Source organism: Mesorhizobium sp. M2E.F.Ca.ET.209.01.1.1 (assembly GCF_004010375.2).
In the GTDB taxonomy this organism is placed as follows: Bacteria; Pseudomonadota; Alphaproteobacteria; order Rhizobiales; family Rhizobiaceae; genus Mesorhizobium.
Window position 1 is genome coordinate 587,827 of the sequence record NZ_SADP02000001.1, and the last position, 21,169, is coordinate 608,995.

Genomic DNA, 21,169 nt, shown 5'->3' on the forward strand with positions numbered 1-21,169 from the left:
GATGATGCCGAAAAGTGTGAAGTGGTTTTCGGGCGACATCATGCTCTATCTCTTTGACTTTAGAGCCGGATTCAGATTTCGGGTCGATTCGACCTGAAATCACCCGGCTCTAGGCCTCGGCCGGAAACGTCTCATCCAGCGGCGCGATCGGCACCAGCGGGGCCGGAATGTCGGTGGTCTTCTCCTTCGACTTGCAGATATCGGCGATCACGCAGGCCGGGCAATCAGGCTTGCGCGCCTTGCAGACATAGCGGCCATGCAGGATCAGCCAGTGATGCGCGTGGCGCATAAACTCGGCCGGGATGACCTTGAGAAGCCCCTGTTCGACCTGTTCCGGCGTTTTGCCGGGGGCGAGCCCGATCCGGTTGCCGATGCGGAAGATATGCGTGTCGACCGCCATCGTGTGCTGGCCGAAGGCGACGTTGAGCACGACATTGGCGGTCTTGCGCCCGACGCCCGGCAGCTTCACCAACTCGTCGCGATCCTGCGGCACCTGGCCCGCATGATCGTCGATCAGCGCCTTCGACAGCGCGATCACGTTCTTCGCCTTGTTGCGCCACAGCCCTATCGTGCGAATGTAATCGCCGACCTTGGCCTCGCCCAGCGCCAGCATCTTGGCTGGCGTGTCGGCAGCCGCGAACAGTGCCTTGGTCGCCTTGTTGACGCCGGCGTCGGTCGCCTGCGCCGACAACACCACCGCGACCAGCAGGGTGAAGGCGTTGACATAGTCGAGCTCGCCTTTCGGCTCCGGCCGCTGCACCGAAAAGCGCCGGAAGATCTCATGCACCTCGGCTGGGCTGTAAAGCGATCGCGAGGTGGCCTTTAGCGGTCTTCCACGGGGCGCCCGGCCGCCACTGGCAGTGGAGGGTTGAGACTTTTTGACAGCTGCGGTTTTTTTCGACTTGGGAGGCGCCATTTCCCTCCTATAATAGTCCCTCATGAGCGACACAAACGCCTCGTTTCAGGCCGACGAGCCATTTTTCCAGGCCTTGCTGACGCCGCACCGCTCGCTCGGCCGTACCGGCTTCCTGATTCTGATGGGCGCGCTTGTCTCCGGCTGGATCGTCACCGGCGCTTTTTTCCTGGCGCATGGCGCCTGGCCGGTGTTCGGTTTCTTCGGCCTCGACGTGATTGCCGTCTACATCGCCTTCCGCGCCAATTACCGGGCCGCGCGCGCCCGCGAAGAAATCTCGGTGTCGCGCACCAGCCTCGACATACGCAAGACCGCACCTTCCGGCCGTTCGGAAGCGCATCGCTTCAACCCGTTCTGGGCGCGCTTCTCGATCGCTCGCCACGCTGAGATCGGCATCACCAGGATGGCCGTCGAAGCGCAGGGCAAGAGCGTGGCGATCGGCGGCTTCCTCAATCCCGACGACCGCGAAAGCTTCGCCACCGCCTTTTCACGCGCGCTGGCGACCGCCAAGACGCGCTGACGCCCAGCAAATCAGAACCGGTAGCGCAGCAACCTGCCGACCTTGCGCATGGCGGGGATAAGCCTCCAGAGGCCAACGAACAAGCGCGCGGACCAGCTAAGCCGCGCCCCTTGCTGCGGCTTGTAGGACGGGATCTCCCCGATGAAGCGAAGTTTTGGCACCGCCTGCTCCAGTTCGCGCGGATCCTCAATGGCCCAGTGGACCTCGGAGCCGGTGGCCTTGATGGCCGGATTGAGGCGCATCAGCTTCAGCCCGAAACGGCTATAGGCATCGAACATCAACTCGCCGCCGGCCAGATGGGAGACAAGCCGCGCGAACAGCCGCGGCCCCTCATCGGCCGGGAGATAGGGCGTAAGCCCCTCCGCCAACACTATGGCGGGACGGTTGCGGGGCACCACGGTCAGCCAATCCGGCTCGATCACCGATGAGGCGACAAGGTGATAGCAGTCACGGGGCGGATAGAGCCTGCGCCTGAGCTCGATGACCTCCGGGTAATCGACGTCGAACCAGTCGACGCCTGGCGGCGCGTCGACGCGAAATATCCGCGTATCGAGCCCGCATCCCAGATGCACCACGATCGCATCTGGATATCTCGCAAGGAAATCCGCGACGCACATGTCCAGTGTTTTCGCCCGGATCGCAAAACCCAGCCCGAGATTGCCGTCGACCTTGAGCTTCGAGAAATCATAGTCGATCTTCTTCACCGCCTCGTCGGCGAAGCGATCCTGGAGGAGCGAATTGGGCAGCCGGCTCTCCAGCGCCTTGCCGTACAGCGTCATCAGCAAGGTTTCCCTTGCCCCGGTGAGATCGACCCTTTCGCCGGCCATGATTGTCCTCTTCGGCCCGAAGCTCACTCTATCTGGGTGCCGGCGCCGGGAAGGCAAGTTTCGGGTGGTTGCAGAACTCTGGAAGGCCGATATTCGCGGCCAAGGAGATATTGCCATGAACGCTCAGATGACCATGAATACGCGCATGAAGCCGATCGCGATCCTTGAGAACGACATCACGCCGGAAGGCAGCGACTACGACGTCGTGCGCCGCGCCATCGAGAAGATCAGCCTCGACTATCGCGACCAGCCCTCGCTGGAGGTGCTGGCCGAGGAAGTCGGCGAGACGCCGACCGGCCTGCAGAAGCTGTTCACGCGCTGGGCCGGCCTGTCGCCGAAAGCCTTCCTGCAGGCGGTGACGCTCGACCACGCCCGCAGGCTGCTCGATTCCGGCATGCCGCTCCTGGAGACGTCGTTCGAGCTCGGCATGTCCGGCCCAGGCCGGCTGCACGACCTCTTCGTCACCCACGAGGCAATGTCGCCCGGCGACTACAAGACCAGGGGCGCGGGTCTCACCATCCGCTACGGCTACCACATCTCGCCTTTCGGCATCGCGCTGATCATGGTCACCGACCGCGGCCTCGCGGGCCTCGCTTTCTGCGATGCCGGCGGCGAGCGGGCTGCCTTCGCGGACATGTCCGGCCGCTGGCCGAACGCGACCTATGTCGAGGACATGTCAGCCACCCAGGCTTACGCCGCGCGCGTCTTCGACCCGACGAAGTGGCGCGCCGACCAGCCGCTGCGCGTGGTGATGATCGGCACCGATTTCCAGCTGCGCGTCTGGGAAGCCTTGCTGCGCATCCCGATGGGCAGGGCCTGCACCTATTCCTCGATCGCGGCGAGTATCGGCCATCCCAGCGCCAGCCGGGCGGTCGGCGCGGCGGTGGGCGCCAACCCGATGTCCTTCGTGGTGCCCTGCCATCGCGCGCTCGGCAAATCCGGCGCGCTCACCGGTTATCACTGGGGTCTGACACGCAAGCGCGCTATCCTCGGTTGGGAAGCCGGCCAAGTGGGGTCCTGAAACTATCGATTTTTTGGCATGCCATTGCGAAAAACCGCGTATGGTAATATAAATCGATACACCCTAAATAGACCGATTGGGTTATTCGCAAAATGCAACCGGCGACAACCTATGGTTATCGCCGATTTTATTTGTAGTTGCTTCCTGACTTTATTTCACTTAACGCTAAATTAACCACGATAAAGGGAAGATGACCCGACGTTGAGCCGGCACCCTCCGGCTCGAAAGAGGAGTCTCAATGAAGTTCTTTCGCGTCGCCATGGCCGCGAGCCTGCTGGCCGCCTGCGCCTGCCAGACGGCATCGGCCACCACCGGAAACGTGCTGTTCAATGGCACGATCACCGCGACCTGCACCATCACGATCAACTCCAACGGCACGATGACCGTGAGCAGCAGTCTTCAGTCGCTGAGCTCGCATAATGCCGGCGGCTCGGCGGGCAGCGCTCAGGTCGATACGACGGGCGGCGTCTCGCTCAGCGTGGACCCGGTAACCACGACGACCGTGCCGGCATCGGACACGACGGCAACGACATGGACTCCGACCTTCGCCACTTCAGGCGCGCAGACGATTGCCGAAACCGGCACCGCGACCGCGCTGACGGTGCCGGGCACATCGACGGTGGCGGTCAATCTCGCCGGCACCAAGAGCGGCACGAACCGGTTCTCCGCCGGCAACTACCAGGCAACGGTGACGCTGCGCTGCGAATAGTCCTAACGCGAAAAGGAGCGGTCCTTGAGAAGAATTGCAATCCTGGCGGCGGGCCTGATCGCCGCGCTGTCTCCCGTTGCAGCGACCGGCCAGTCGATGACGCCGATGCGGGGCGAGGTGCGATCCTTCACCGATGCCTTTGCCGTCCGCGTCTTTCCGGGCAACCCGTACAACCAGCGCATCCGCGTGGAGGTCCATGTCTACGACCAGGATTTCCAGCCCGTCGCGGCCAGGATCACGCCGAGCGCCTTCCTTCTGGCCGGCCAGGCTTCGCGCCCTGTCCTGGTGGTCGTGCCGTTCGACGGCGCGAACGAGCGTAAAGTGCGTATCTGTACCGAGAGCATCCCCTTTCCAAGCGAGCAGACCCAGATAAGGGCACAGATATGCGGAAAGTTCTTCGGGCATCGCAGGTTCTGACCTTGTCCTTGCTGCCCGCCCTGGCTGTCGTCAGTCAGGGGCTTGCAGAGGATATCCTGAACCTGAACCAGAACCAGACCGGTTTCAGCCTGCCCGGCGTCACCCTGCCCCAGGGCCAGGACGAGGTCCATGCCAGCGACGGCACCACCTGCCGCTCAGCCGTTTCCGGCAGCGGCGCCTATCTCGACCTCGGCGTCATCCACGGCAATAACAACAGCAACCAGGCCAACAGCGACTTCGCCACCTATGGCCGCGTGGTGATCCCGATCGGGCGGACGCCGAAACGCGTCGATTGCAGCCGCCTCTACGAGTTGGAAGTCGAGCGCCTGCAGCTTGAATTGAAACTCCTCAAAATGGGCCTCGGCGCCGACGGCCAGACGACGGGGAGTGTGGCCGCCTCCACACCCCAAGGCCCCGCGCCCCAGACCAGCGCGGCCCAAGCCAACGCAGCACAGGTCAAATCAGCGGGATGGGCCAATGAAGGCTGGACCATCAGAGGCACGACCGGCAATGGCAAGAAGCGGAAATAGCTGCGCGCTGCTCGCGGCAGCGGCGCTTGCGGGCTTCTGTCTGCCGGCGCAGGCGGCGATCATCGGCACTTGCACGATCATGATCGGGGCGTCGGGAACCATGAAATCGAACCCCGCAATCAACATCTTCGGCTCCAAGCAGGCAGGCGGGTCGAGCGCCGGCGCCACCATCACCGCGAACTCGCTTCTGTGCACCATCCTTAACCTCTTGGACTGCTATTCCGTCTCCGCGCCGGCGCCGATCGCCTTCACCTCGGCGCCGAGCGGCGGCGACACCAACGTCACTTTTGACACTGTCTTCCGGCTCGACGGCTCGGGCGTGGACATTCCGGGCAGCTCGCCGCAGCGGGTGACCAACGGCATCCATACCATCCAGGTCGATCTGACCGCCACGAAGTCGCCCGGCATCTTCCCGGCGGGCAATTATCAGGGCATGGTCACCGTGCGCTGCGAATGATGCCTGTGGGCCGTAGGCGCGCACAACCGACATGATCTGGCAACCGGCGGACTTTGCGGCTAGCTTCGCGCCCAGCCCGCAATTACAGGAAAAGCGCTTCGCGCCTTTCGCCTGGACTTGCGCAAAAGCAGAGTCTTGGAGCAGGCCCGCCTTTCAGCACGGGTTGAGCCGCTTCAACGGGAGGCAGTTTTTTGATTATCGTTGTCGGTTCGATCAACCTCGACCTCATCGCCAATGTCGACCGCCTGCCGGAACCGGGCGAGACGGTGCGCGGCTCGAGCTTCGCCACCGCGCCCGGCGGCAAGGGCGCCAACCAGGCCTTGGCCGCGGCGCGCGCGGGAGCCCAGGTGCGCATGGTGGGCGCGGTCGGCAAGGATAGTTTCGCCGCCGACGCGCTCGCGCTGCTCAGGGCCGGCAATGTCGATCTCTCCGGTGTCGGCCAGAGCTTCGCCTCGACCGGCACGGCGTTGATCCTGGTCGGCGCCGACGGGGAGAATGTCATCGCCGTCGTGCCGGGCGCCAATGATTCGGTGGTGCCGGGCGATATCGCCAAGGCCTTCCTCAAGAAGGGCGATGTCGTGCTCCTGCAGCACGAGATCCCGCTGCAGACGGTCGAGGCCGCGCTTGACGCAGCGCGCGCGGCGGGCGCCGTCAGCGTGCTCAACACCGCTCCCTTCCGTGCCGAAGCCGCCAGCTTCCTCGGCAAGGCCGACTATGCCGTGGCCAATGAAACCGAATTCGATCTCTATGGCGAGACGCTGTCGCTTTCCGGGCGCGACCGCCCCGCCCGCATGCGCGACTATGCCCAAAAGACCGGCCGCGCCATGGTCGTCACGCTGGGCGGCGACGGCGTGCTGGCCGCGACGCCGCATGATTTCCTCACCATCCCGGCGCTGAAGATCAACCCGGTCGACACCGTCGGCGCCGGCGACACCTTCTGCGGCTATTTCGGCGCCGGCCTGTCGTCGGGTCTGTCGCTTCAGGACGCAATCACCCGCGCCGCCGCGGCCGGCTCGCTCGCCTGCCTGAAGCCCGGCGCGCAGCCGGCGATCCCGCTGGGCAAGGATGTCGACGCGGCTTTGGCGGGAACGCGTTAAGCATGCGTCCCGTCACCAAGCATGCCGTGCCGCCGGCCGGCGACATCTGCCGCCTCCCCGCCGTCGAGCTCGCCCACAGGATCAGGCAGCGACAACTCTCGGTGCGTGAAGTCGTCAGCGCTTTCCTCGACCGCATCGAGGCCGTGAACCCGCTGGTCAACGCCATCGTCTCGCTGCGCGAGCGCACCGATATCCTGGCCGAGGCCGACAACGCCGACGACTATTTGGCGCGAGGCGGCGAGACCGGATCGCTGTTCGGCCTGCCGATCGCCATTAAGGACCTCGCCCTGACCAAGGGGCTTAGAACCACCTTCGGCTCGCCGATCTTTGCCGACTTCGTCCCCGACACGGACGACTTCTTCGTCGAGCGCATCCGCAAGGCCGGCGCTATCATCATCGGCAAGACCAATGTTCCGGAATTCGGCCTTGGCTCCAACACCTACAATCCGGTCTTGGGGCCGACGCTCAACGCCTTCGACCCGGCGCTCACCGCCGGCGGCTCGAGCGGCGGCGCGGCAGTGGCGCTGGCGCTCGACATGCTGCCGGTCGCCGACGGCAGTGACTTCGGCGGCTCGCTGCGCAATCCGGCCGCCTACAACAATGTCTACGGCTTCCGTCCCTCGCAGGGGCTGGTGCCGGCCGGCCCCGACATCGATGTCTTCCATTCGCAGATGGGCGTCGAGGGACCGATGGGCCGCAGCGTCCGCGACATCGCGCTGCTGCTCGACGAACAGGCGGGCTACCACCCGCAGGCGCCCTTGTCGCACGCCAAGGAAGGCTCGTTCCTCGACGGCTTGAGGACAAAAGCCTCCGGCGGCCGTGTCGCCTGGCTGGGCGACCTCGGCGGCCACCTGCCGACCGAACCGGGCGTCATCGACCTTTGCGAGGCTGCGCTCGCACGCTTTGCCGACGCGTCGTTCCACAGCGAAAAGCTGGTGCCCGATGTCGATTTCGAGGCACTGTGGCAGGCTTTCGTCACCTTGCGCCAGGCAAGCAGCGGCTGCGGGCTGAAGGCGCATTACGACGATCCGGCAAAACGCAAGCTTTTGAAGCCCGAGGCTGTCTGGGAAGTGGAGCAGGCGATGCGCCTCACCGCGCCGCAGATCCACGCCGCAACCGTCCGGCGCACGTCGTGGCATCGCACGCTGCTGTCGCTGTTCGAGCGCTTCGACCTCGTCGCCCTGCCGACGGCGCAGGTCTTCCCATTCGACGTGACCACCCACTGGCCGGACAAGGTCGCGGGGCTGACAATGGACAGCTATCACCGCTGGATGCAGGTCTCGGCTTTCGCCACGCTCGGCGGCTGCCCGGCGCTCAACGTGCCGGCCGGCTTCGACGCAAAAGGCCGGCCGATGGGCACGCAGCTGATCGGCCGCCCGCGCGGCGACCTCGGCGTGCTCAAGGCCGGCGCCGCCTATGAGGCGACGCTGCCATGGCCGGCGGGGGCTGCGTGACGGGCCGCCCTGCCCGGCGAGCTTGCGCCAACGCCAATCCCGTGCATTGATCGCGCTCCGCCCAAGTCGGCGCCGTCCTGTTCGAGGCAAATCATGTCGCTGGAACTTTATGCAACCTATGTCGTCGCCTGCATCGTCATCATCCTGGTGCCCGGGCCGACGGTCACGCTGATCATCGCCAACAGCATCCGCCACGGTTCGCGCGCCGGCTTGGCCAACGTCGCCGGCACGCAGGCCGGGCTCGCCATCATGATCGCCATCGTCGGCATCGGCCTCAAAACGCTGATCGCCGGCATGGGCCACTGGTTCGAATGGGTGCGGCTGATCGGCGCCGCCTATCTCATCTGGATGGGCATCCAGATGTTTCGCGCCAAAGGCACGCTCAACCCCGACGGGTCGGCGAAGAAGCCGCGTGGCGGCTTCTTCCTGCAGGGGTTTCTGGTGGCGATCTCCAATCCGAAGACGCTTGTCTTCTTCGGCGCCTTCTTCCCGCAGTTCATCGCGCCGCAGGGCAATTACACGCTGCAGATCGTGGTTATGGGCCTGACGGCGATGATCTTCGCCGCCATGTCGGACTCAACCTACGCCCTTGCCGCCGGCCGCGCCGGGCGGCTGCTGTCGGCCAGCCGCGTCAGGCTGATGTCGCGCATCAGCGGCAGTTTTCTCGTCGGCGGCGGCCTATGGCTGGCGTTTTCGAAGGCGAAGTAACGGCGCCCGGGAGCCAACACACCAACGGCAATCTCATGGAATAGAAGGCCGATTGAAAGTCGGCCTTCTATTCACCACATGATTGGCGGTTGGGGATTCATGCCAGTGTCATGGGCTTTTGCCGATCTGAAAAGGAACGCGCTCGGCGTGATCCCGATTGTCATTTTGCTCACGGCGATTCCCGCAGCCGTGATTGGCTGGACCAATGCTGCGAGCCCGATACGGTCGGTCGTCGCGATCGATGCAACCATCAGAAGTGCCCAGTGGGGACAGGGCGGCATTAACTATGTGCTTTTGCTTGACGACGGCTCATCCCTTCTTGTCGACGACGATCGCCTCCACGTGATCGGCTCGCGTATCGGCATCGAGCGCGTCATCCGCGAAAATGGGTTCATCTCATACCGCTTTCCGGAATGAGTGGAGCGAGAGGTCGGTGCTGTCCATTGAGCGGCAGCATCACAAGCACAGCGCCGACACCTATCGACTGCTCAACGGGTGACGGCGCACGCCTGATGATTTGGGGCGGTCAGTTCAGCCGCCCCAACCTCTCCACCAGCAGCGCGAAGAAGCCGTCATGGTCAATGTCGCGCATGACGGTGGCGTTCTTTTCGCGCTTGGTGACACCCCACCAGTCGATCACCGTCATGCCCATGGTGAGCTCCGACGCGGTCTCGACGCTGACATTGCAGTGGCGGCCTTTGAACAGTTCCGGCTTGAGGAGATAGGCGATCACGCATGGATCGTGCAGCGGCCCGCCATCGGTACCGTATTTTTCCTCGTCATAGCGTTCGAAGAACTCCAGCATCTCGGCGGTCGCGGTGCCGACCTTGGTGCCGAGCTGGCGGAAAGCCTGGATGCGCTTCGACGAGGTCAGCGCCTTGTGGGTGACGTCGAGCGGCATCATGACGATCGGAATGCCCGATTTGAACACCAGATCGGCGGCCTGCGGGTCGACATAGATGTTGAATTCGGCGGCCGGCGTGACGTTGCCGCCTTCGAAGAAGCCGCCGCCCATCAGAACGATTTCCTTGATGCGCGGCGCGATCCTGGGCTCGCGGATCAGCGCCAGCGCGATGTTGGTGAGCGGGCCGAGCGGGCAGAGCGTGATCGTCCCGCTTTCCTCGCGCATCAGCGTCTCGACGATGAAATCGACGGCATATTGTTCCTGCAACGGCATGGTCGGCTCAGGCAGCTGCGGCCCGTTCAGGCCGGTCTTGCCATGCACTTCCTCGGCGGTGACGAGTTCGCGCGCCAGCGGGCGGATGGCGCCGGCATAGACCTTGATGTCGGGCCTGCCGGCCAGCTCGCAGATCTTGCGGGCATTTTTCTGGGTCAGCTTCAGCGGCACGTTGCCGGCAACTGCGGTGATGCCGACGATCTCCAGTTCGGAACTGCCGAGCGCCAGCAATATGGCGACGGCATCGTCCTGGCCGGGATCCGTGTCGATGATGATCTTTCTGGACTGGGGCATTTCATTTCCTTTTGGGGAGTCTTTTTGGGCGGGGTTTCGAGCATGATCCCGAAAAAGTGGAAAGGTTTTCGGACAAGATCATGCTCCAACGAAGAGCTGAGCCAGGGTGGCGGTTCAACGAACCGTCATCCTGATTTCAGCGGCTTGAACTTGATCGCGCGGCGGACCATATCAAGACCATCGGGAAAAATGCCATCCGGGTTTTTCCAGTTTGTGTCGCTCTTTAGAGGACAGTGTAACAATGTCTCGAATGACGCCCTTCTCCAGCCCGCTTCTTCTGGGCTTCGATGCCATGGAAAAGACGCTTGAGCGTCTGGCGAAGACCGGCGACAGCTATCCGCCGTACAACATCGAACGCCTCAGCGCCGCTGACGGCAAGGCCGAAAGGCTGCGCATCACACTGGCCGTTGCCGGTTTCGCCGAGAGCGACCTCGATGTCACCACGGAGGAAAACCAGCTGATCGTGCGAGGTCGCCAGACCGACGACACCGAGCGCGAATTCCTCCACCGCGGCATCGCCGCGCGCCAGTTCCAGCGCTGCTTCGTGCTGGCCGACGGCATGCGGGTGATCGCGGCCGAGCTGAAGAACGGCCTGCTGTCGATCGATCTCGATCGGCCGGAGGCCGAGCGGCTGGTACGAAAAATAAACATATCGGTGAAAGACTGACCTTTGCCGATGGCTCTATGCGAGGCGGCCAATCCTGGCGTCCTCGCGCCAAGGAGGCTTGAAATGACCAGAACTGACGAAACGATCACCATGACCAGCGGCGAACTCGCCCATCTCGGCGAAGGCTCTGTCGCTTATCTGAGGAAAGTGTCGAGCGACGACCTGCGCGGCCGCTTCCCTGGCCTCGGCGAAATCGCGCCCGGCCTGGAGCTGTGGGCGCTGTTTGCCGCCAACGGCCAGCCGATCCTGCTTTCCGATGCCCGTGACCGGGCGCTGGCGGGTGCGCTTGAGAACGACCTGACCACCGTCGCGATCCACTAACGCGGCTGTGACGTCTGGAATGGAAAGGGCCGCCAGCGGCGGCCCTTGGAAGGTTTGTTTAATCCAAAAACGAAGCTTTAGTCCAAGACATCAGGCCGCGTGCGAGGCCTGCGTGTCGGACAGCAGCGCGTGGATCGCCACCGCGTCCCGCGTACCTCTGATCTTGGCAACCGTGTCGGCATCGCGCAGCACGCGCGCGATGCGCGACAGCGCCTTGAGATGGTCGGCGCCCGCGCCTTCGGGCGCAAGCAGCAGAAACACCAGGTCGACCGGCTGGTCGTCCAATGCCTCGAAATCGACCGGCGTTTCCAGCCGCGCGAAGACACCGGCGATCCGCTTCACGCCCGCGAGCTTGCCATGCGGAATGGCAATGCCATTGCCGACGCCGGTCGATCCCAGCCGTTCGCGCTGCAGGATGGTGTCGAACACCTCCCGTTCCGGGATTCCCGAAATCGCCGCCGCCCTCTCCGACAGCAATTGCAGAAGCTGCTTTTTGGAATTCGCCTTCAACGCCGGCATGATCGCCGGGACGCTGATGAGATCGCTGAGATCCATGCTTGAAAAATCCCTTGCTCGCCTGCCGCGCCAGTCGTCGCCCCCTCGCGCGGCCGGCTTTTTATGCCTGTGCGACTTTGGTCGTCGACGGATCGATCCAGCCGATATTGCCATCCGGCCGGCGGTAGACGATGTTGAGATGGTCGGTCCCGGCGTTGCGGAACAGGAATACTGGGCTGTCGCTGTTGTCGAGCTCGATGACAGCCGACGCCACCGACATGGTCCGCAGCGTCATGCTTGATTCGGCGACGATGGCCGGAGCAAAGTCCTCCGGAATGTCTTCTTCATCGTCGGTCAGGGGCGCCATCACCGTGTAGGCGATGTCGGTCGGCTCTTCGCCATTGCCGTTGCCGGTGTTGCGCGATTTCAGCCGGCGCTTGTAGCGGCGCAGCCGTGTTTCCAGGCGGTCGGCCGCCGCCTCGAAAGCAAGCGTCGGGTCCTGGGCGTCGCCGGTCGCCTGCAAGGAAGCGCCGGAATCGAGCCGGACCATGCAGTCGGCGGAGAAACGCGACCCCGATTTGATGACCGTGACATGTCCTGAAAAACCCCGGTCGAAATATTTCTCGATCGCCTCGCCGACCCGGTCGTTGATGCGCGTGCGGAACGCATCGCCGATGTCCATGTGTTTTCCCGAAATGCGTAGATTCATCTGAAAACTGACCTTCCTTGCTCAGGCTTCAAACTGGTCCCGAGTTTATACCCGTGGCGCGCGCGCACAAGCTTCGCAACGGCATGCGCGCCGATTTTAGACCCGAACTTTCCGGTTGATCACAAGTCGCCTTCTTGGCCATCCGTGGCCGTATCTGACGGACCCATTCGCAAGCGGGCATTACCGCCCCGCTCATGCGGGCGGGCTTCTAGACACTTCATTGCGGCTTGTCAATGAAGCTTGGGAATTGTGGAAAATCAGCCTGTCTCGCACCGGCCAGGCCTGTGTGGGGATTCGGGTCAGGCCGGCATCATCCGAATATGGACAAGCCTAGCGGCCGGCGTTCGCGAGCGCTCGCTTCTCCCGTCGCCGCTGCACCGAGGACGCGATGTTCATGCCTTCGCGGTATTTCGCGACGGTGCGGCGCGCTATGTCGATCCCGCTTTCCTTGAGCATGTCGACGATGGCGTCATCGGAGAGCACGTCGGCGGGCTTTTCCTCGTCGATCATCTGCTTGATGCGGTCGCGTACGGCCTCGGACGAGTGCGCTTCGCCGCCTTCGGCCGAGGCAATCGACGCTGTGAAGAAATAGCGCAGCTCGAAAACCCCGCGCGGCGTAAGCATGTATTTGTTGGCGGTGACACGGCTGACGGTCGATTCATGCATGCCGATGGCGTCGGCCACCGTGCGCAGGTTGAGCGGCTTGAGGTGGCGCACGCCATGGACGAGGAAGGCGTCCTGCTGCCGCACGATTTCCGAGGCCACTTTCAAAATGGTCTTGGCCCGCTGGTCGAGGCTGCGCGTCAGCCAGTTGGCGTTCTGCAGGCATTCGGCGAGAAAATCCTTTTCCGCCTGGTCCTTGGCGTGGCTCGATACACGGGCAAAATAGACATTGTCCACCAGCACGCGCGGCAGCGTGTCGGCGTTGAGCTCCACCGCCCAGCTGCCGTCATTGGCGGCGCGGACCTCGACATCGGCGACAATCGCGTCGCTTGCGCCGCCCGAGAATGCCAGGCCGGGTCGCGGATCGAGCGCGCGGATCTCGGCCAGCATGTCGAGGAGGTCCTCCTCATCGACGCCACAGATGCGCTTCAGCGTCTGGAAATCGCGCCGCGCCAGGAGCTCGAGATTTGCGACCAGCGCTTTCATCGCCGGATCGAACCTGTCGCGCGCCTGAAGCTGCAGCGACAGGCACTCGGCAAGGTCGCGCGCGAAGAGTCCTGCCGGCTCGAAGCTCTGGCAGACGCCAAGCACATGCGCCACGGCCGCTTCATCCGTGCCGAGCCGGACTGCGATCTCCACCAGGTCGGTGCGCAGATAACCGGCCTCGTCGAGCCCATCGGCGAGCTCGCCAGCGATGAGGCGGTCGCCAGGGCTCAGCGAAGCAAGCGCGATCTGCTCGCCAACATGTTCGCGCAATGTGACGGCGGCCGCGGCCATGTCGCCGACGTCGAATCCCTCCGACGAGGCCGTGCCGGCGCTGCCCGCTGCCGACTTCCACTGCGCCGTGAGGTCCGGCCCCAGCCGCTCGCTGGTGCCGGGATCGTCGGGAAACAGGTTTTCCAGGGAGGAGTCGAGTTTTTGCGAGATCGCTTCCGAGCTCCACTCCGTCTCGCCCTCGAACCAGTCGCCCGCGCTATCCCGCTCCGGCGCGGCATCGCTTTTCTGGGCCTGGTCGCTGGCGGCGTCGTCCTGCGGCTCGGCGCGCTCCAGGAGGGGGTTGCGCTCGATCTCCTCATCGATGAAGCGCTCGAGCTCGACATGGGTGAGCTGCAGCAGCCGGATCGACTGCATCAGCTGCGGCGTCATCACCAGCGACTGGGATTGTCTGAGCTGCAGTTTGGCTGCCAGCGCCATGGTGGGATTCAAACGCCTCGTCTACGCGTCGGATCTTGCTTTCCGGTCGGGCATAGAAACTGGCCCGGCTTTTGCTTGTCAAGGAAAACGCTAGCAGGATCGGCTTACCGGAGCGTTATCGGGCCGAAAAATCGCGACAAACCAGTCGAAATTCGCTCAAATTCACTCTGAAGAAAGGTATTTTACGCTCAGAGCGTGAAACCCTCGCCGAGATAGAGGCGCCGCACATCGGCGTTGGCGACGATTTCGTCGGCCCGGCCATGCGTCAGCACCTGGCCGGCATGGATGATATAGGCGCGATCGATCAAGCCGAGCGTCTCGCGCACATTGTGATCGGTGATCAAGACGCCGATGCCGCGCGCCGTGAGGTGACGGACGAGCTGCTGAATGTCGGCGACGGCGATCGGGTCGATGCCGGCGAAGGGTTCGTCGAGCAGCATATAGGCAGGCCGCGTCGCCAACGCCCGCGCGATTTCGAGGCGACGCCGCTCGCCGCCCGACAGCGACATCGACGGCGCCTTGCGCAGATGGCTGATGTGGAACTCCTCGAGCAGCTCGTCGAGATTGCGTTCGCGCACCTTGCGATCCTTTTCGACCACTTCCAGCACGGCGCGGATATTCTGCTCGACGTTCAGGCCCCGGAAGATCGACGCTTCCTGCGGCAGATAGCCGATACCAAGGCGGGCGCGCCGGTACATCGGCATCGAGGTGACATCGAAGCCGTCGATCTCGATGGAACCCTCATCGACGGGGACAAGGCCGGTCACCATGTAGAAACAGGTGGTCTTGCCGGCGCCGTTGGGGCCAAGCAGGCCGACGGCCTCGCCGGCGCGCACGCCGAGCGTCACCCCGCTCACCACCTTGCGGCCCTTGTAGCTTTTGGTCAGGCCCTTGGCGATCAGGGTGCCCTTGAACTTCGCCTTGTCGGTGCCGACCGTCGCCGGGGCAGCCGGCTTTGCGGCCGCCCGTCCCGGAAGACGGGCAAGCAGCGAGGATACGCCGGCCATTACTTGCTCGACGCTCCCTGCTGGGCCGTGCCCTGCTTCTGGGGCGTGATCGACATGATGACGCGGCCGCCACAACCGTCGACATTGGCGAGGCCGCTCTTCATCTGCACGGTGAGCATGCAGCCCTTGAGCACGTTGTCGCCCTGTGACAGCACCACTTCCTTGCCCTTGAGCACCAGCACCTGCGTCTTCATGTCGAACGTGCCGCTGTCGCCGGTGGCGACCTGGTCGTTCGATTTGACGTAGACTTTGTTCTCGACCTCCAAGTGATCGATATTGGCGGCGCCCGTCATTGCCGACGCTCCGGCAGCCGCGCTTTTGTCAGCCTTGGGGTCCTTGACATAGTACACCGTCATCTTGCCGGCCTTTAGCAGCGTCGGCCCCTGATTGACCGTGACGTTGCCGCTGAAAACGGCCATGCTCTCGGCCTGCCGGACTTCCAGCTTGTCGCTCTCGATTTGGATCGGCTGGTCGCCGGACAGCTTGAGCCCGGACATCTGGCTGGTCGCGCTCGACTGCGCGAAGGAATGCGCCGCCCCCAGAAACAGCAATGCGGAGGCAGCGCCCAGGGCCCACGCGGATTTACTGCGACGCATTCTGTTCTCCACTGTTTACCCCTGCCGCCTTCAGCGCAGTCGGATCGATGTTGACGCGAACCCGGTTCTCGAAGACCACAAGCCTGCCATTGTCCTCGACCGACATCGAGTCCGCGGTGATGCGCGACCCGCCACGGCTGACGTCGACCGGATTGCTCGTCTTCATAGAGCCTTTGCCCATGTCTAGGAAGATCGATTTGAATTTCGCCGCAAGGCCGTCTGTCGTCGTCACGCTGACGTCGCTGGTGAGGTTCATCGTATTGGCGTCGCGATTGTAGATACCGTGCTCGGCATCGACCGATACGATATTGTCGGTGGCGACGGGCAGTTTGGCGTTGATGCCTTCGAGATCGATCACGGCCTGCTGGCCGACGTCCTGCGTCGCCCTGGTCGCCGTCAGCGAATAGGGCAGCTTCTGCTTGGTGAAGCCGTTGAGCTTCGGATTGGCCATCACCAGCTTGCCGTTCGAAAACGCCGTGCCGTCGGCCTGCACGGAAATGGAGATGGGCGCTTTAAGGTAGGAATAGACTGGAAAGGCGATCGCAATCGCGGCCGCGAGCAGCGGCACTGCGAATTTCAGCACGCGCACGCGGCGCGAGTGCCGTCGCGCGCGGTTGAACGCCTCGCCGCGCGTCCCGTCTTGGATCGCGGGAGCGGGTGCCGGTGCGGCATCGCTCGTTTCGTCAGATCGCGCCAACATGACTTTTCTAATGAACCTTTGCCCGCCCAAACATCGCCTATAGGTGGTATGCCGGCACCTACACGCAAGCACAAGGGGACGAAAACTGCAAAAATGTGACGGCTGCCGCCCTCAAAATCGGGAGGAATTCGGGGAGACGGCCCGCACTTCATAGCAGATACAGAAGGGGACTGCGTTAATTTTTCGTGAGGTCGGCATCAACGCCGAGGCTCGAAGCCGACGATCAGGAAACGGTAGCCCTGTGCTGAGGCTTGCTTTAAAAGCTTGCTTTCCCACCGACCCATGAGGCTGACGATGGCAATGAGAGCCGACGACCTGATCGACCGCCGCCGCTTGCGCCGCAAGCTGACTTTCTGGCGCGTGGCCGCTTTTTTGGTTCTGGCGGCAGCCGTCATCGCCTTCTCGGCCTGGTTCTATGACGACAATTTTACCGGCCGCGCGGTCCCTCACATCGCCATGGTGAAGATCGAAGGCACAATCACCGAGGACGAGGAGCTACTCAAAAGGCTGGAGGCGATCCGCACATCGCCGGAGGTAAAGGGCGTCATTTTGTCTGTCGATTCGCCCGGAGGCACGACTGTCGGCGGCGAGTCCATCTTCGAAGCGGTGCGCAAGCTTGCCGGCGACAAGCCGGTGGTCGCCGAGGTCGGCACGCTGGCGGCATCGGCCGGCTATATGATCGCCAGCGCTGCCGACCATATCGTCGCGCGCAAGACCTCGATCGTCGGCTCGATCGGCGTGCTGATCCAATACCCTGATGTCAGCGGTCTCATGGACAAGCTCGGCATCAAGCTGGAGGAAGTGAAGTCATCGCCGCTCAAGGCTTCGCCCTCGCCCTTCAAGCCGACCAATGACGATGAGCGCGCCATGGTGCGCAAGCTGATCCTCGACAGCTACGACTGGTTCGTCGGCATCGTCGCGGACCGCCGCAAGATGACACATGAGCAGGCGCTGGCGCTGGCCGACGGTTCGATCTTCACCGGCCGCCAGGCGTTGGCCAACCATCTGGTCGACGCCGTCGGCGGCGAGCAGGAGGCGATCGACTGGCTGGCGACCAAGGGCGTGGATGCCAAGCTCAAGGTCGTCGAGTGGAAGGACAAGGACAGGCGTGGCGGTTTCCTGTTCTCGCAGTCGATGACAAAAATGGCCGCCAAGGCGCTTGGCCTGCCGGATGCCGGCGGCGATGTCATTCACGAGCTTGGCGCCGACCGCTTGTTTCTTGACGGTCTCGTTTCGGTCTGGCACCCTTGACATGCCGTTGGCACGAGCCAAAAAAGCAATAAAAATCATTCTGATAATCGTCTGCAGTGGTTTTACGGGGAACGTTCTATGATCAAATCCGAGCTTGTGCAGATCATTGCTGCACGCAACCCGCACCTTTTCCTGCGCGACGTCGAAAACATCGTCGGTGCGATCTTTGACGAAATCACCGACGCGCTTGCCGAGGGCAACCGGGTCGAGCTGCGCGGTTTCGGCGCCTTTTCGGTGAAAAACCGTCCCGCCCGCACCGGCCGCAACCCGCGCACCGGCGAATCCGTCGAGGTCGAGGAAAAGTGGGTGCCGTTCTTCAAGACAGGCAAGGAGTTGCGCGAAAGGCTGAACGGCGGCAAATAGGCGCCGCGCCGGCGGGTGAGACGGCATCTTGGCGCTTAAAGCATGTCTCCCGAAAGTGGAGGCCGGTTTCGGGGCAAAGACATGGGCGCTTAGGAAGCTTTTCTTTATGGAGATCTGATGTTCAATCGCTTCATCCTCGTCGTGGTCTTCGTGCCGCTGGCCATCATCCTGATCGCGCTCGCCGTCGCCAATCGCGGCGCCGTCGCCTTCACGCTCGATCCATTCCATCCCGGCAATCCCGCGCTGACGCTGAACCTGCCGCTTTTCATCTTCCTGTTCCTGGCCTTGGCCATCGGCATGGTCGTCGGCAGCATGGCGACCTGGGTGAAGCAGGGGCGCTACCGCAAGCTCGCGCGCCAGCGCGGCCTGGAGGCTGAAAACCTGCGCCAGGCGGTGAGCCGCGCGCCGGCCGCGCCGAACGGACCGGCACTGCCCAAGCCGACCAATTAAAGCAATCTGGAGCCTTCGATGCTGACCATTTCGGCCGCCGAGGTCGACCGCGCGCTGACCTTTCCCGGCCTGGTCGAGACATTGCGCACCGCCTTCCGCGAAGGGGCGGTGCAGCCGGTTCGTCACCATCATGGCGTCGAGCGGCCGGATGGTGCGGCCTCGACCCTGCTTTTGATGCCTGCCTGGACCGACTTCAACGCGGCGGGAACTTCGGCCGATGGTCATATCGGCGTCAAGATCGTCACCGTGTCGCCGGACAACAACATAAAAGGCAAGCCGGCGGTGATGGGCCTCTACCTTTTGCTCGACGGCGTCACCGGCGAGCCGCAGGCGATGATCGACGGCCAGCGGCTAACGCAATGGCGCACGACCTGCGCCTCGGCGCTCGCAGCCTCCTATCTCGCCCGCAAGGATGCCTCTCGGCTCTTGGTCATCGGCGCCGGCGCGCTGTCGCCGTTCCTAGCCAAGGCGCATTCGGCGGTCAGGCCGATCACCTCCATCCGCATCTGGAACCGCACGCCGGCCAATGCCGAAAAGGTGGCCGCCGCCTTGCGCGCCGAAGGCCTTCCGGCAAGCGCGGCCGGCGACCTCGATGCGGAGCTTGCCGAGGCCGACATCGTCGCCTCGGCGACTATTTCCAACACGCCGCTGGTCAAGGGCGCGCTGCTGAAGCCGGGCGCCCATGTCGATCTGGTCGGCGGGTTCACGCCCGACATGCGCGAGGCCGACGACGATGCCATTTCGCGCGCCCGCGTCTATGTCGACACCCGCGCCGGCGCCACCAAGGAGGCCGGCGACATCGTTCAGCCTCTGGCCTCGGGCCTGCTGAAGCCGGAGGCGATCATCGCCGACCTGCACGAACTCGCGCGCGGCGAGAAACAAGGCCGCCAAACCGACAGCGAGATCACGCTGTTCAAGTCCGTCGGCGCGGCCCTTGAAGATCTCGCCGCCGGCATCGCCGTCTACGAGGCGCTCAAATAACAGCGCTTTCCAGCTTGGCGCCCATCGCCTCGCCGATCAACCGGAAATCACGCTCGCTGATTTCGAACAGGCCGAAGCGCAGCTGGTAGCCCCAATTCGGCTTGCCCGCGGTGAAGTCGAGCCTGTCCAGCAGCGGCTTGATCGGTGCTTCCCTGGCATCGCACCAGTCGACGTCGCGCCGCGCGGGCGTGAAACCGCCGCCCATGACGCCCTCATACACCTCCCCTTGCCGCACCGTGCCGACGGCCGTGAAGGATTGCAGCCCGTCTTTCTCGCCGAGCACTGTGCTCGGCGAGTAATAGACGATGCCGTCGCCCGGCTTGATGCGGCGCAGCGGCGCCGCCTTGCCGTGGTTGACCTGCATGAAGCCATCTTTGCGGCTGATCCGCACATGCTCGGCCGATGCGACCGCGAGCCAGAAGGCGCTCATCCCCGCGCTCCCGCGAAAGGCCAGTACACGCGCAGGCGATGATTGTCTGGATCGAGCGCGACGAAGGTGCGGCCGAAATCGAGATCGGTTGGGGCCTGCAGGATGTTCAGGCCGCGACCCGACCAATCGATGTGCGTGGCATCGACCGCCGCCGCGTTGTCGACGGCAAGCACAAGCTCGCCACCACCACCTGCCGCCGCTGCGGCCGGTTCCACCGTATGACGCGACCAGAGGCCAAGCTTGAAGCCCTTGTCGAGCACGAACATCGCAAAGGTCGGCGAGGATTCGACCGGCTCGCGTCCGAGCAACGAGGCGTAGAACGCGCCGCTCTTTTCCGGACTGTCGACATAGAGGATGACGAAATTCGGCGTGTTCATATTGATCTCCAAAGTTTGTCTGAACCTTGGAAACCATACGCAGACCTGCTGTCAGAATCTGGCAGCAGCAATCAACCGGAAGTGTCTTTCGCGCGGCTCTGATCCGGCCCGTTGAGCGTTGCCCGCCACTCCTTCAGCATCGCCTGGCGGCGGCGCGGATAACGGATGTCGGTGGCCGTGAGGCCGGACATGCGGTCGGCGCGAAAGTGGCGAAAATCCTGGCGCATTTCGCACCAAGCCACCATCACCCGCACCTTGTCGAAGAAGCTGAGCGCGAACGGCCAGACCAGGCGCATCGACGGCGAGCCACCGGCGTCACGATAGAGGAAGCCGAGCTTGCGCTCGTCGCGGATCGCCTGCCGCACGACACCGAGGTCGATCGTTTCGAGATGCTCCGCGTGCGGCCCGACCAGCAGCGTCGTCGCATCGAGATCCTCGCGCAGGTCATCCGGCAGCACCGCCGCGATCTTGGCCAGCGCATCCGCCGCTGCGGTAGCCAGCCTTTTGTCCGGCTGCTTCGCCACCCAGCGCGAGCCGAGCACGATCGCCTCGATCTCCTCGTCGCTGAACATCAGCGGCGGCAGCATGAAGCCCGGCTTCAGCACATAGCCGAGCCCCGCCTCGCCTTCGATCGGCGCGCCCTGCCCCTGCAGCGTCGCGATGTCGCGGTAGAGCGTGCGGATCGACACACCCATCTCGTCCGCAAGCGTGCGGCCGCTCACCGGCCGCCGATGGCGGCGCAGGATCTGGATTAGGTCGAGCAGGCGTTCGGAACGGGACATGGATTGGGTAACCGATGCGCCGCACAATAGGGCTGGCCCCGACATCACGGCAAGCGACC

At 63.8% G+C, this 21,169-nt stretch carries 28 protein-coding genes; 16 read left to right on the forward strand and 12 right to left on the reverse strand.

All coding sequences use genetic code 11. The features are described from left to right. Positions 1 to 109: 109 nt before the first annotated feature. Entirely contained in the window at positions 110 to 916 is an 807-nt protein-coding gene (gene nth, locus EN852_RS03040; protein ID WP_127874853.1) for an endonuclease III, read from the reverse strand. A 22-nt stretch (positions 917 to 938) separates the two neighbouring features. Here nth and EN852_RS03045 point away from each other — a divergent pair, with 22 nt between their 5' ends. Next, positions 939 to 1,433 (forward strand): DUF2244 domain-containing protein, encoded by a 495-nt coding sequence (locus EN852_RS03045; protein WP_127868399.1) that lies wholly within the window; start codon positions 939 to 941, stop codon positions 1,431 to 1,433. A gap of 11 nt (positions 1,434 to 1,444) precedes the next feature. Here the strand turns inward: EN852_RS03045 and EN852_RS03050 are convergent, their stop codons facing one another. Then, the gene (locus tag EN852_RS03050) at positions 1,445 to 2,260 is read right to left on the reverse strand and encodes a class I SAM-dependent methyltransferase (protein ID WP_127874854.1); all 816 of its coding nucleotides are present in this window, start codon (positions 2,258 to 2,260) and stop codon (positions 1,445 to 1,447) included. 115 nt (positions 2,261 to 2,375) lie between these two features. Between EN852_RS03050 and EN852_RS03055 the strand changes: the two genes are divergently transcribed. The 9 genes from EN852_RS03055 to EN852_RS03095 all read left to right on the forward strand — a co-directional run bounded on the left by EN852_RS03055 (position 2,376) and on the right by EN852_RS03095 (position 9,070). Further along, positions 2,376 to 3,281, forward strand: a complete 906-nt coding sequence (locus tag EN852_RS03055; RefSeq protein ID WP_127874855.1) for a methylated-DNA--[protein]-cysteine S-methyltransferase — start codon at positions 2,376 to 2,378, stop codon at positions 3,279 to 3,281. A 238-nt stretch (positions 3,282 to 3,519) separates the two neighbouring features. Next, complete coding sequence (locus EN852_RS03060) at positions 3,520 to 3,990, forward strand: hypothetical protein (protein ID WP_127874856.1); 471 nt, start codon at positions 3,520 to 3,522, stop codon at positions 3,988 to 3,990. A gap of 33 nt (positions 3,991 to 4,023) precedes the next feature. Then, the gene (locus tag EN852_RS03065; RefSeq protein WP_245430037.1) at positions 4,024 to 4,407 is read left to right on the forward strand and encodes a hypothetical protein; all 384 of its coding nucleotides are present in this window, start codon (positions 4,024 to 4,026) and stop codon (positions 4,405 to 4,407) included. After that, positions 4,374 to 4,937 (forward strand): hypothetical protein, encoded by a 564-nt coding sequence (locus EN852_RS03070; RefSeq protein ID WP_127874857.1) that lies wholly within the window; start codon positions 4,374 to 4,376, stop codon positions 4,935 to 4,937. The genes EN852_RS03065 and EN852_RS03070 overlap by 34 nt, the downstream gene beginning before the upstream one ends. After that, on the forward strand, positions 4,918 to 5,394 hold the full coding sequence (locus EN852_RS03075; RefSeq protein WP_189545677.1) for a hypothetical protein: 477 nt from the start codon (positions 4,918 to 4,920) through the stop codon (positions 5,392 to 5,394). The genes EN852_RS03070 and EN852_RS03075 overlap by 20 nt, the downstream gene beginning before the upstream one ends. Before the next feature lie 191 nt (positions 5,395 to 5,585). Next, the gene (locus EN852_RS03080) at positions 5,586 to 6,491 is read left to right on the forward strand and encodes a ribokinase (protein ID WP_127874859.1); all 906 of its coding nucleotides are present in this window, start codon (positions 5,586 to 5,588) and stop codon (positions 6,489 to 6,491) included. 2 nt (positions 6,492 to 6,493) lie between these two features. Further along, positions 6,494 to 7,945, forward strand: coding sequence for an amidase (locus tag EN852_RS03085; protein WP_127874860.1), 1,452 nt, complete (start codon positions 6,494 to 6,496; stop codon positions 7,943 to 7,945). 93 nt (positions 7,946 to 8,038) lie between these two features. Further along, positions 8,039 to 8,653: a LysE family translocator gene (locus tag EN852_RS03090; RefSeq protein WP_127874861.1), complete on the forward strand. Its 615-nt coding sequence runs from the start codon at positions 8,039 to 8,041 to the stop codon at positions 8,651 to 8,653. A 99-nt stretch (positions 8,654 to 8,752) separates the two neighbouring features. Then, positions 8,753 to 9,070 carry a hypothetical protein gene (locus EN852_RS03095; RefSeq protein WP_127874862.1) on the forward strand — a complete coding sequence of 106 codons (318 nt, stop codon included), beginning with the start codon at positions 8,753 to 8,755 and terminating at the stop codon, positions 9,068 to 9,070. Between the two features lie 109 nt (positions 9,071 to 9,179). Here the strand turns inward: EN852_RS03095 and EN852_RS03100 are convergent, their stop codons facing one another. Beyond that, entirely contained in the window at positions 9,180 to 10,124 is a 945-nt protein-coding gene (locus tag EN852_RS03100; protein ID WP_127874863.1) for a nucleoside hydrolase, read from the reverse strand. A 241-nt stretch (positions 10,125 to 10,365) separates the two neighbouring features. On the opposite strand from EN852_RS03100, the gene EN852_RS03105 reads away from it, so the two are divergent. Then, positions 10,366 to 10,791 (forward strand): Hsp20 family protein, encoded by a 426-nt coding sequence (locus EN852_RS03105; RefSeq protein ID WP_042641067.1) that lies wholly within the window; start codon positions 10,366 to 10,368, stop codon positions 10,789 to 10,791. Positions 10,792 to 10,854: 63 nt separating this feature from the next. Beyond that, positions 10,855 to 11,112 carry a DUF1150 family protein gene (locus EN852_RS03110; RefSeq protein ID WP_036257920.1) on the forward strand — a complete coding sequence of 86 codons (258 nt, stop codon included), beginning with the start codon at positions 10,855 to 10,857 and terminating at the stop codon, positions 11,110 to 11,112. 90 nt (positions 11,113 to 11,202) lie between these two features. Here the strand turns inward: EN852_RS03110 and ptsN are convergent, their stop codons facing one another. From ptsN to lptC, 6 genes are all read right to left on the reverse strand, one after another. Further along, positions 11,203 to 11,667 carry a PTS IIA-like nitrogen regulatory protein PtsN gene (gene ptsN / locus EN852_RS03115; RefSeq protein WP_042641064.1) on the reverse strand — a complete coding sequence of 155 codons (465 nt, stop codon included), beginning with the start codon at positions 11,665 to 11,667 and terminating at the stop codon, positions 11,203 to 11,205. Positions 11,668 to 11,728: 61 nt separating this feature from the next. Beyond that, a complete protein-coding gene (gene raiA / locus EN852_RS03120; protein ID WP_042641062.1) occupies positions 11,729 to 12,316 on the reverse strand; it encodes a ribosome-associated translation inhibitor RaiA in 588 nt (195 codons plus the stop codon). 330 nt (positions 12,317 to 12,646) lie between these two features. After that, a complete protein-coding gene (gene rpoN / locus EN852_RS03125; protein WP_127874864.1) occupies positions 12,647 to 14,173 on the reverse strand; it encodes an RNA polymerase factor sigma-54 in 1,527 nt (508 codons plus the stop codon). Positions 14,174 to 14,361: 188 nt separating this feature from the next. Beyond that, complete coding sequence (lptB, locus tag EN852_RS03130) at positions 14,362 to 15,180, reverse strand: LPS export ABC transporter ATP-binding protein (RefSeq protein ID WP_042641058.1); 819 nt, start codon at positions 15,178 to 15,180, stop codon at positions 14,362 to 14,364. Continuing rightward, positions 15,180 to 15,776, reverse strand: coding sequence for an LptA/OstA family protein (locus EN852_RS03135; protein ID WP_127874865.1), 597 nt, complete (start codon positions 15,774 to 15,776; stop codon positions 15,180 to 15,182). The genes lptB and EN852_RS03135 overlap by 1 nt, the downstream gene beginning before the upstream one ends. Continuing rightward, entirely contained in the window at positions 15,763 to 16,476 is a 714-nt protein-coding gene (gene lptC / locus EN852_RS03140) for an LPS export ABC transporter periplasmic protein LptC (RefSeq protein ID WP_127868385.1), read from the reverse strand. Before lptC ends, EN852_RS03135 begins: the two co-directional genes overlap by 14 nt. Before the next feature lie 294 nt (positions 16,477 to 16,770). Here lptC and sppA point away from each other — a divergent pair, with 294 nt between their 5' ends. From sppA to EN852_RS03160, 4 genes are all read left to right on the forward strand, one after another. Then, positions 16,771 to 17,727, forward strand: coding sequence for a signal peptide peptidase SppA (gene sppA / locus EN852_RS03145; protein ID WP_127874866.1), 957 nt, complete (start codon positions 16,771 to 16,773; stop codon positions 17,725 to 17,727). 78 nt (positions 17,728 to 17,805) lie between these two features. Then, positions 17,806 to 18,090: an integration host factor subunit beta gene (locus EN852_RS03150; RefSeq protein ID WP_027165368.1), complete on the forward strand. Its 285-nt coding sequence runs from the start codon at positions 17,806 to 17,808 to the stop codon at positions 18,088 to 18,090. A gap of 117 nt (positions 18,091 to 18,207) precedes the next feature. Then, positions 18,208 to 18,540: a DUF1049 domain-containing protein gene (locus tag EN852_RS03155; RefSeq protein WP_095819479.1), complete on the forward strand. Its 333-nt coding sequence runs from the start codon at positions 18,208 to 18,210 to the stop codon at positions 18,538 to 18,540. 18 nt (positions 18,541 to 18,558) lie between these two features. Beyond that, on the forward strand, positions 18,559 to 19,521 hold the full coding sequence (locus EN852_RS03160; RefSeq protein ID WP_127874867.1) for an ornithine cyclodeaminase family protein: 963 nt from the start codon (positions 18,559 to 18,561) through the stop codon (positions 19,519 to 19,521). Here the strand turns inward: EN852_RS03160 and EN852_RS03165 are convergent. From EN852_RS03165 to EN852_RS03175, 3 genes are all read right to left on the reverse strand, one after another. Next, positions 19,514 to 19,951 carry an EVE domain-containing protein gene (locus EN852_RS03165; RefSeq protein WP_127874868.1) on the reverse strand — a complete coding sequence of 146 codons (438 nt, stop codon included), beginning with the start codon at positions 19,949 to 19,951 and terminating at the stop codon, positions 19,514 to 19,516. The two genes, EN852_RS03160 and EN852_RS03165, sit on opposite strands and share 8 nt — an antisense overlap. Next, on the reverse strand, positions 19,948 to 20,328 hold the full coding sequence (locus tag EN852_RS03170) for a VOC family protein (protein WP_127874869.1): 381 nt from the start codon (positions 20,326 to 20,328) through the stop codon (positions 19,948 to 19,950). The genes EN852_RS03165 and EN852_RS03170 overlap by 4 nt, the downstream gene beginning before the upstream one ends. A 71-nt stretch (positions 20,329 to 20,399) precedes the next feature. After that, complete coding sequence (locus EN852_RS03175; RefSeq protein ID WP_127874870.1) at positions 20,400 to 21,110, reverse strand: YafY family protein; 711 nt, start codon at positions 21,108 to 21,110, stop codon at positions 20,400 to 20,402. Between the last annotated feature and the right edge of the window lie 59 nt (positions 21,111 to 21,169).

Coding starts and splice junctions, on each gene's coding strand:
- nth (WP_127874853.1), bottom strand. CDS start 916: ATGGCGCCTCCCAAGTCGAAAAAAACCGCAGCTGTCAAAAAGTCTCAA.
- EN852_RS03045 (WP_127868399.1), top strand. CDS start 939: ATGAGCGACACAAACGCCTCGTTTCAGGCCGACGAGCCATTTTTCCAG.
- EN852_RS03050 (WP_127874854.1), bottom strand. CDS start 2,260: ATGGCCGGCGAAAGGGTCGATCTCACCGGGGCAAGGGAAACCTTGCTG.
- EN852_RS03055 (WP_127874855.1), top strand. CDS start 2,376: ATGAACGCTCAGATGACCATGAATACGCGCATGAAGCCGATCGCGATC.
- EN852_RS03060 (WP_127874856.1), top strand. CDS start 3,520: ATGAAGTTCTTTCGCGTCGCCATGGCCGCGAGCCTGCTGGCCGCCTGC.
- EN852_RS03070 (WP_127874857.1), top strand. CDS start 4,374: ATGCGGAAAGTTCTTCGGGCATCGCAGGTTCTGACCTTGTCCTTGCTG.
- EN852_RS03075 (WP_189545677.1), top strand. CDS start 4,918: ATGGCAAGAAGCGGAAATAGCTGCGCGCTGCTCGCGGCAGCGGCGCTT.
- EN852_RS03085 (WP_127874860.1), top strand. CDS start 6,494: ATGCGTCCCGTCACCAAGCATGCCGTGCCGCCGGCCGGCGACATCTGC.
- EN852_RS03090 (WP_127874861.1), top strand. CDS start 8,039: ATGTCGCTGGAACTTTATGCAACCTATGTCGTCGCCTGCATCGTCATC.
- EN852_RS03095 (WP_127874862.1), top strand. CDS start 8,753: ATGCCAGTGTCATGGGCTTTTGCCGATCTGAAAAGGAACGCGCTCGGC.
- EN852_RS03100 (WP_127874863.1), bottom strand. CDS start 10,124: ATGCCCCAGTCCAGAAAGATCATCATCGACACGGATCCCGGCCAGGAC.
- EN852_RS03105 (WP_042641067.1), top strand. CDS start 10,366: ATGTCTCGAATGACGCCCTTCTCCAGCCCGCTTCTTCTGGGCTTCGAT.
- EN852_RS03110 (WP_036257920.1), top strand. CDS start 10,855: ATGACCAGAACTGACGAAACGATCACCATGACCAGCGGCGAACTCGCC.
- ptsN (WP_042641064.1), bottom strand. CDS start 11,667: ATGGATCTCAGCGATCTCATCAGCGTCCCGGCGATCATGCCGGCGTTG.
- raiA (WP_042641062.1), bottom strand. CDS start 12,316: ATGAATCTACGCATTTCGGGAAAACACATGGACATCGGCGATGCGTTC.
- rpoN (WP_127874864.1), bottom strand. CDS start 14,173: ATGGCGCTGGCAGCCAAACTGCAGCTCAGACAATCCCAGTCGCTGGTG.
- lptB (WP_042641058.1), bottom strand. CDS start 15,180: ATGGCCGGCGTATCCTCGCTGCTTGCCCGTCTTCCGGGACGGGCGGCC.
- EN852_RS03135 (WP_127874865.1), bottom strand. CDS start 15,776: ATGCGTCGCAGTAAATCCGCGTGGGCCCTGGGCGCTGCCTCCGCATTG.
- lptC (WP_127868385.1), bottom strand. CDS start 16,476: ATGTTGGCGCGATCTGACGAAACGAGCGATGCCGCACCGGCACCCGCT.
- sppA (WP_127874866.1), top strand. CDS start 16,771: ATGGCAATGAGAGCCGACGACCTGATCGACCGCCGCCGCTTGCGCCGC.
- EN852_RS03150 (WP_027165368.1), top strand. CDS start 17,806: ATGATCAAATCCGAGCTTGTGCAGATCATTGCTGCACGCAACCCGCAC.
- EN852_RS03155 (WP_095819479.1), top strand. CDS start 18,208: ATGTTCAATCGCTTCATCCTCGTCGTGGTCTTCGTGCCGCTGGCCATC.
- EN852_RS03160 (WP_127874867.1), top strand. CDS start 18,559: ATGCTGACCATTTCGGCCGCCGAGGTCGACCGCGCGCTGACCTTTCCC.
- EN852_RS03165 (WP_127874868.1), bottom strand. CDS start 19,951: ATGAGCGCCTTCTGGCTCGCGGTCGCATCGGCCGAGCATGTGCGGATC.
- EN852_RS03170 (WP_127874869.1), bottom strand. CDS start 20,328: ATGAACACGCCGAATTTCGTCATCCTCTATGTCGACAGTCCGGAAAAG.
- EN852_RS03175 (WP_127874870.1), bottom strand. CDS start 21,110: ATGTCCCGTTCCGAACGCCTGCTCGACCTAATCCAGATCCTGCGCCGC.